The 6724-nt window shown below is 70.4% G+C and carries 8 protein-coding genes; 4 read left to right on the plus strand and 4 right to left on the minus strand.

Annotated features, from left to right (window positions below):
* Positions 1-755: CpsD/CapB family tyrosine-protein kinase (locus LQV45_RS15110; RefSeq protein WP_230007738.1), on the plus strand; the 755-nt coding region annotated here is incomplete at its 5' end.
* A 60-nt stretch (positions 756-815) separates the two neighbouring features.
* Here the strand turns inward: LQV45_RS15110 and LQV45_RS15115 are convergent.
* Positions 816-2288: a sugar transferase gene (locus LQV45_RS15115; RefSeq protein ID WP_230007739.1), complete on the minus strand. Its 1473-nt coding sequence runs from the start codon at positions 2286-2288 to the stop codon at positions 816-818.
* Positions 2289-2626: 338 nt separating this feature from the next.
* Between LQV45_RS15115 and LQV45_RS15120 the strand changes: the two genes are divergently transcribed.
* The 3 genes from LQV45_RS15120 (at position 2627) to LQV45_RS15130 (ending at position 4134) form a co-directional block, all read left to right on the plus strand.
* Positions 2627-2902, plus strand: a complete 276-nt coding sequence (locus LQV45_RS15120; RefSeq protein WP_138177004.1) for a helix-turn-helix domain-containing protein — start codon at positions 2627-2629, stop codon at positions 2900-2902.
* A gap of 34 nt (positions 2903-2936) precedes the next feature.
* Complete coding sequence (locus tag LQV45_RS15125; protein ID WP_230007740.1) at positions 2937-3329, plus strand: hypothetical protein; 393 nt, start codon at positions 2937-2939, stop codon at positions 3327-3329.
* 139 nt (positions 3330-3468) lie between these two features.
* Positions 3469-4134, plus strand: coding sequence for a hypothetical protein (locus LQV45_RS15130; RefSeq protein WP_230007741.1), 666 nt, complete (start codon positions 3469-3471; stop codon positions 4132-4134).
* A gap of 171 nt (positions 4135-4305) precedes the next feature.
* Here LQV45_RS15130 and LQV45_RS15135 read toward each other — a convergent pair whose 3' ends face one another.
* The 3 genes from LQV45_RS15135 to LQV45_RS35895 form a co-directional block, all read right to left on the minus strand.
* Positions 4306-4473, minus strand: coding sequence for a hypothetical protein (locus LQV45_RS15135; protein ID WP_230007742.1), 168 nt, complete (start codon positions 4471-4473; stop codon positions 4306-4308).
* Positions 4474-4581: 108 nt separating this feature from the next.
* Complete coding sequence (locus tag LQV45_RS15140; RefSeq protein WP_374208221.1) at positions 4582-6633, minus strand: ABC1 kinase family protein; 2052 nt, start codon at positions 6631-6633, stop codon at positions 4582-4584.
* Positions 6609-6680, minus strand: coding sequence for a hypothetical protein (locus LQV45_RS35895; RefSeq protein ID WP_374208222.1), 72 nt, complete (start codon positions 6678-6680; stop codon positions 6609-6611). The genes LQV45_RS15140 and LQV45_RS35895 overlap by 25 nt, the downstream gene beginning before the upstream one ends.
* Positions 6681-6724 lie beyond the last annotated feature (44 nt).

Genomic DNA, 6724 nt, shown 5'->3' on the forward strand with positions numbered 1-6724 from the left:
CCGTCATCCTCATCGACGCCGACTTGCGGCGGCCGGTGCTGGGGGCGACGTTCGGCTTCTCCGACGACGTCGGTCTGTCCGACGTCCTCGCCGGCCGCGCCCAGATCGAGCAGGTGGCGCACCAGGTCGACGAGCACGGGCGTCTCTTCGTCGTGGCGGCCGGGCGCACTCCGCCCAACCCGAGCGAGATGGTCGGTTCGCAGCGGATGCAGCAGCTCGCGCGGAAGCTCGCCGACGACCTCGTCGTGATCATCGACTCCCCGCCGACCCTCGCCGTGGCCGACGCGGCCGTCATCGCGAGCTGGGCCGACGGCGCGGTGCTCGTCGTCACTGCCAGACGGACGACCGACGACATGCTCGCCCGCGCGGTCGAGAACCTCGCCAAGACCCGCGGACGACTCCTGGGTGTCGTGCTGAACCGCGTTCCGCTGCGGGGTGCCGACTCGAGCTACTACGGGTCGCAGTACGGCGGCTATTACGGCTACGGCGCGCCCAGCACCCGAGGCGGGAAGCCGTGGTGGCGGCGTCCGTGGAGACGTGGCTCCGGGGCTGAGGTCGAACCCGATGACGTCGTGCCCGGGCCGCGTCGACGGCCGTCCGAGCTGCCGCCGTCCAACGTCAGCGGCTTGCGCACGCTCTCGCAGCGGCGGAAGGCGTCTTCCCTCGCGGGTGATCCCGCTGGTGAACCAAACGAGCCCAGCACGCCCGTTCCGGGCGACGACGCGCGCACGTCCCGCCGCCGCCCGCGCGGCTGACGGACACCGAACGACGAAGGCGCCGGTCCCCTCGGGAACCGGCGCCTTCGTCGTTCGGAATCAGTGGGCGGTCGCGCCCGGAGCGACGACCGCCTTGACGGTGCGGAACAGGATCACGATGTCGCCCACGAGCGACCAGTTCTCGACGTAGAAGAGGTCGAGGCGGATGGCATCCTCCCACGACAGGGTCGAGCGACCGCTGACCTGCCACAGACCGCTCATGCCCGGGCGCACGATGAGGCGCCGACGGGCGTCGTCGTCGTAGAACGCGACCTCCGCGTCGCGCTGGGGGCGCGGGCCGACCAAGCTCATCTGACCGAGCAGCACATTGAAGAGCTGGGGGAGCTCGTCCAGCGAATACGTGCGCAGAATCCGGCCGATGGGGGTGATGCGGGGGTCGTTCTCGACCTTGAACAGCGGCGCGCCGTCCCGTCCCTGCTGCGCGAGCAACTCCGATAGGCGGGCATCGGCGCCGTCCACCATCGACCGGAACTTGAACATGCCGAAGCGGACCCCGCCCTGGCCGACGCGTTCCTGGCGGTACAGGATCGGACCCGGGCCCGACAGACGCACCAGGGCGGCGAGGACGAGGAGGACCGGGCTGAGAGCGATCAGCAGGAGCCCGGATCCGGCGATGTCGAAGGCTCGCTTCAGCACCCTTTGGCGGGTGGAGTACTGCGGCGTCTCGACGTGGACGAGGGGGAGTCCCGCGACGGGTCGCGTGTGGATGCGCGGACCGGCGACGTCCGTGAGGTTCACCGCGACGATCAGGTGCTCCCGCCCGGGCTCCAGGCCCCATCCGATCCGTCGGATGTCGTGCGCGTCGAGGTGGCTTCCCCCGGTGACGAGGACGCTGTCGGCGTCGAGCTCCCCGAGCCGGCTCCGCAGCAGGCGGGCGTGCCCATCTGTCCAGCCCTGGACGTGGTCCGCATCGAGCGGATGAAGTCCCACGATCGTCAGCCCGACTCCGGGTTGGCGCGCGATCTCCCCGGCCACGCGGGCGTTCTCGTCGGCGCTGCCGACGAGAACCACGCGTGCCGACATGGCGCCCTTGCGGCGTCGGGCGACGAGCCAGGACCGGCAGGCGCTGCGCGCGGCCAGCAACGTCACGGTCCCCGCCGGCAGGCTCAGCAGGAAGTACCCGCGCGAGAGGTCGATCCCGCTGAGATAGGCCACCATCGCGACGAGGCCGAAGAGTTGGACGGACGCGGCCAGGACGAGTCGATGTTCGGCGACGCCGTGGCCGATGACGCGTGGCAGTCGAGTGCCCCACAGCGTCAGCGCGAGCAGCCACGCGAGGCTGAGCAGGGCCGACACCGTCGTGTAATCGATCGGGACGGCGCTGACGCCGGTGGGCAGCGGGCCGAGCCAGAGCACTTGCGTGCCGAAGACGGCGGCGACCACCACCACGGCGTCGACGACCGTGAGCAACGCGGCGTAGTGGGCCTGCCAGGTTCTTCTTCTTACGGGGCGCGCCCGGGTGAAGGTCTTGGCTAGGGCTGGTGAACTGAGTGAGGAGGTGGCGAGATCCATGGGTACTCCGCTGATCGGGCTCAGTGGCCGGAGATGATGCGCCTCTGGGCTGGAACAGGAGGCGCGGGGTCCGGGCACTCTGCCACTCGGTGAGCGGGGGGAGCATGGATGCCGGTAGGACGACGGAAGGGTGAACGCTGTCGGCGGCTCGATTGCGGCGGCGCGTCCTCGCTCCTTCGCGGCGGCGGCGGGCGCCGCCGCCCGGGGGATCGCCTCGACATTCACCTCGCCGGTATCGCTCGTCACCCTCCTCGTTCGGGCGCCGTTGTTCTCGCGTGTCGAAGGTGAGGCATGCATACATGTTCATGTGGGCGTATGCGGACGGACAAGCTGGATGCATGACCGACGTGCCCGATCCCTGGACCGAGTTCGCCCGCGATTTCGGCGCCAGCCTTCGCCATGCGCGGGCCGAGAAAGGCCTCTCTCAGGAGCACGTCGCTCACGCGGCGGGGCTGGCGACGTTCACCTATCGCAAGCTGGAGCGCGGCGAATCCAACCCCGGGACCCCCGCGAACCCGCGTCTGCGCACGATCGTATGTCTGGCCGAGGTGCTGGACATCTCTCTCACCGAGCTCTTGCCTCCGCCGCCGGAGGGGGTCGCCCCCGGGCGCTGACGGCGGTGTCGGAGGCTCGTGCTTCACTTCCTCCGTGCCCACCGACGATCGGGTCGTCCGCGCGGACGACCCGGAGAAAGAGGTGTCCGGCATGAGTGAGTTCGACGTCCGCCCCCCTCGCCGCGCTCGGCGTTGCGGTTTCGCGTGGTGCACGACTCGGCACGGCGAGACGGCGCATCCCGATGACGAGGCGCATCGCAGTGACGGCGTGGCCTTCTCTGCGCGTGTTCGTGCCGTCGACGAGAGGGGCCCGGGAGTCGACGCCGAAGTGGAAGTGGGTCTGCTGCGGCGCGTGACCGACCAAGACACCTGGCTCGTGATCGAGGCCGCCAGCGGCACCGGTCTGGCGCTGACCCTCGAGGGGGCACGCGAGCTGCGTCGCGTGCTCGACGGCGATCCGCAGGTCCGGGCGGCGCTGTCGTCGTGACGCGCGGACGAGGTCTCGACCTCGTTGCGTTTCACCCGGGGTCGCCCGGGGGACGTCGCTCGCGGGAGTGTCCGGTGGCGTCCGGGCGGGCGATGGACTGGACCGGTCGGCGTCTTCCCCCGAGCGAAGTGAGGCCTCCGTGATCGCATCCCCGACGTCGGCGTGCGTCTTGGTCGTCTGCACCGCGAATGCCATTCGATCGCCGTTCGTGGAGCACCTGTTGCGGGCCCGTCTGGAACCGATCGGCGTCCCCCGACTGGACATCGGCAGCGCGGGCTCGGCAGCGCGACCGGGACGGCCGGCCGAAGCGCGCGTCGTCGACATCGCCCGCGCGCACGGACTCGATCTCGGGGAGCACCGCACGCGCCGACTCGGCGAGTCGATGCTGCAGCCCGGAACCACCGTGCTGTGCGCGGCTGCAATTCACCGACGCGTCGTCCTGGACATGCGCCCCGATCTGCTGGATTCGACCTTCACCGTGCGCGAGTTCGCCCGGCTCCTCCAAGTCGATGACGGGCAGGGGAGTCAGGCGGACGACTGGCTCTCTCTCGTGCGGTGGGCGGCGCGGCGCCGCACACGCGTGCGCCCCGGCACTCCGGCCGACGACGATCTCGTCGACCCGATCGGGCGGGAGCCGGCCGTCTGGACGGAGTTCGAACGTCACGCGGTCGCCGCCGTCGATGCGATCGCTCGTCGCATCGCCGCGCTGCCGGTCATCGGGACGGGCGTGACGCCCCCCACCACGGTTCCCCGCACTCGGCGAGAGATGCGGGCGCGATCGGCGGCCGGTGCCGTGCCGCGGTGAACGTGGGGCTCACGCCCGATGTCGCGGGCCCCGACGGTGGAGCGAGCGCCTGGGTGCGATCATGACGGTGCCGCTCGCTCTGACAACGGTGTCGGCCTCGACGCCGAGGACGCGGGGCCCGTGCTCGCGGTGGTCCGGCGACGTTCGCGCTCCGACTCTCGGACGCGGCACTCAGAGGGTGGCGGCTCCGCTCAGCTCCGCGGGGGCGGGAGCGTCCAGGGCATGGCCCTCTTCGCTATCTGCGCGGGCGATGATCCGGCCGAGGCCGATCCCGGCCGCGAGAGCGGCAAGGATCCAGGTGAGGATGCCGACAGCGATGGCGGCGGCGACGAAGACCATGGGACTTCTCCTTTGGAGTCCGGTGGTGCACAACGGGTAGCTGGTCGTCACTGTAGCGCCCTCCCGCTCCCGGTAGGGATACTGACGCGCGCAGAACGGATGTGGTAGTCAGCGTCGACGGCTGAATGTGCGTCGGACGACGCGGAGCAGCCCGAGGAAACCGAACAGGCCGATCACCGCGCCCAGGACCGAGAACAGGGTGACCGACCCACCCAACACCGGGCCGCCGCCCGCGACGATGAGGACGACGGCGATCACGACCGCGGCGATCGAGACCAGCGTCGAGGCGATCTCGGAGGTGATCCGGGTCAGGATGCCGCTGGTGTCGGTGCCGTCGTCGGACCGCAAGGTGATGCCGATGGACCCCCGTTCGATGCCGGTGAGGAGCGCCTCGAGACGCTGCGGCATCCGTTGCATCCGAGCGAGCGAGATCACCGCGGCGGCTTGGAGATCGGTCGCGGTGCGCGTGAGCGAGAGCGTCCGCCGCAACAGGCTCGGCATGAGCGGGAGGGCACGACCGACCATGTCGAAGTCCTCGACGATCACGCGCAAGCATCCTTCCAGGGTGGCGAAGCTGCGCAGAGCCGAGGCCAGTTCCCCGGGGAGGGCGATCCGGTGCTGGCGGATGACGTCGACAATGCGGGTGAAGATCGATCCCTGGCCGCCGCTGCGCAGATTCTCTGCCGTGAGGACGACCCCGACGTCGTGGCGGAAGGCGTTGAGGTCCACGTCGTCGGGCGCGGCGACGATCAGGAGGAGCGCATCGGTCGCCGCCACGTCGTTCTCGCTGAGCGCTGCCAGCAGGAACGCCGTCATGTGCTGTCGCGTGCTGCGTTCGATGATACCGACCGCGCCGAAGTCGATCAGGCCCAGGGTTCCGTCGCGCTTGAGCAGCACGTTGCCCGGGTGGAGGTCGGCGTGGAAGACGCCGTACACGAGGATCTGCTCGATGACGGTCGTCATCAGCGCCTCCGCCAGCCGGTCGCGTTCCTCTGCCGACAGTGCCGCCAGCCGGTCGACGGCGTCGCCGAGAGCCACGCCGTCGACGAGTTCCATCGTCAGGACGCGGGGGCTCGAGGCCTCGGGGAATGCGGCGGGCACGGTCACGACTCCGCGGCGCGCGGGCTCAGCGGAATCGATCCGGTCGATCGTGGCTCGGATCATCTCGGTGTTGCGCGCTTCGACGCGGTAGTCCAGCTCTTCCAGGAGCGTCGTCGTGAACCCGCGGGCGACCGATTCGATGCGCAGGTCGCGACCGACCCGGGTGCGCGCCTCCGCGCGGTGGGCGAGACGACCGATGATGTCGGCGTCCGCCTCCACTTGCGCCCGTGCAACGGGGCGTTGCACCTTGACCACGACGCGGCTGCCGTCGCGGAGCACCGCCCGGTGCACCTGTGCCACCGAAGCCGCGGCGAGCGGGATCGGGTCGACCTCGGTGAACACCTCGTCGACGGGGCGCCCCAGGTCGGTCTCGATGACCTCGCGGATGGTCTCCCACGGGAGCGTCGTGGCGCTCGTCTGCAGGGAGGCGAGCGCGCTCAGGTAGGGCTCGGGGATGAGGTCCCGGCGCGTGGAGAGCACCTGGCCGAGCTTGACGAAGCTCACGCCGGCGTCGTTGATGGTCGCGACGATCGCGCGCGCGCGTTCTTCTGAGGTGCTCAGTTCGCGTTCGACGCGCGTGTGACCGCCGTGGAAGAGCCATCCCACCCCGTGCCGCGACGCGATGGTCAAGATCTGGATGTACCGACGCGTGCGCTTGCGCCGACGCAGGGCCGCGCGGATCACGTCGATTGGATTCGGCAGCGGCCGGGTCGGGAAGATCGCCTCGCTGGCCACGAGTGCCGCGACCCCGATGGCGAAGACCCAGCTGATCGACAGCGCGATGAGCCCGAGCCAGAGCCAGATGTCCTCGTCCCGCGTGGGAACCGCCGACGTGGGCAGCCCGGTCTGCCTGAGCACCCACCCGGCGAAAGGGACTCCGACGAAGAACACGAGCAGGCCGACGACGATGCTCCGCGGCCACCCGACCGGCGTGCCGAGGACCTGCCGAGCGATGAAGCCCACGAGGACCGCGCAGACCACGGCGACGACGGTGATGAGCAGGGTGACGAGCACGGGGTCAGCGTAGCCGTCGATCACGCGATCCGGACGAGACCGCATCCCGGGCACGTCCAGACGTCGGCCGAGCGCTGCCGACGTGGCTCCATGGTGTGCAGGCAACGGGGGCAATGCGGAGCGAACCCAACGGCGA

Source organism: Microbacterium sp. Bi128, from assembly GCF_918698205.1.

What these genes read in the sequence shown, in the direction of transcription:
- LQV45_RS15115 (WP_230007739.1), bottom strand. Translation starts at nt 2,288, where the DNA reads ATGGATCTCGCCACCTCCTCACTCAGTTCACCAGCCCTAGCCAAGACC.
- LQV45_RS15120 (WP_138177004.1), top strand. Translation starts at nt 2,627, where the DNA reads ATGACCGACGTGCCCGATCCCTGGACCGAGTTCGCCCGCGATTTCGGC.
- LQV45_RS15135 (WP_230007742.1), bottom strand. Translation starts at nt 4,473, where the DNA reads ATGGTCTTCGTCGCCGCCGCCATCGCTGTCGGCATCCTCACCTGGATC.
- LQV45_RS15140 (WP_374208221.1), bottom strand. Translation starts at nt 6,633, where the DNA reads ATGCGGTCTCGTCCGGATCGCGTGATCGACGGCTACGCTGACCCCGTG.